This window comes from Streptomyces recifensis (assembly GCF_002154615.1).
GTDB lineage: Bacteria > Actinomycetota > Actinomycetes > Streptomycetales > Streptomycetaceae > Streptomyces > Streptomyces griseoluteus.
This window is the reverse complement of record NZ_MUNH01000680.1, coordinates 1-477: the sequence shown is the minus strand read 5'-3', so window position 1 is coordinate 477 and position 477 is coordinate 1. Positions and strand designations below refer to the sequence as shown.

2 protein-coding genes are annotated in these 477 nt (G+C 70.0%); both read right to left on the bottom strand.

Annotation, left to right across the window (positions count from 1 at the left end):
* On the bottom strand, positions 1 to 99 hold a 99-nt coding region (locus CCN33_RS33320; protein WP_425275874.1), incomplete at its 3' end, for an NADP-dependent isocitrate dehydrogenase.
* Between the two features lie 89 nt (positions 100 to 188).
* Positions 189 to 477 (bottom strand): DUF4186 family protein (locus tag CCN33_RS28325; RefSeq protein ID WP_140394714.1); only part of this gene is annotated, 289 nt, incomplete at its 5' end.

Below are 477 nucleotides of genomic sequence, written 5' to 3'. Positions count from 1 at the left end.
GGCCTGCGCGGCGTACGCCTGGATCACCGGCAGGAACGAATGGGTCGCCAGGGCCGGCGCTTCGTCCGTGTAGGTGTAGATGATGGTCGAGTCAGTCACCGGGTGCTCCGCTCCACGTCTGCAACATTGCTCGACATCAAGATATCTCGTGACCGGGTCCGGTTCGACAGGGGTCCGGTGCGGGCCGCTCAGCGCGCGCCGCCGGTCATCTCCCGCTCGATCCAGCGGCAGATCACCTCCACGACGTACACATGCTCGGCGCGGGTGAGGTCCCGGCCCTTGGGGATGCCGTGGCAGCGCAGCAGACAGGTCCGGCAGCAGGTCCCGGTGGCGTGCTGGGCGACGAAGACGGGGTGCCCCCGGTACGGGGTCTGCTTGCCGTCCTTGTACGGCCGGGCCGGGGCGAGCCGTCCCGCGATCAGGTCGTACGCGTGCCAGCGGATCGTGGCCGGGCCCTTCAGCTCGGCGGTGACCCGG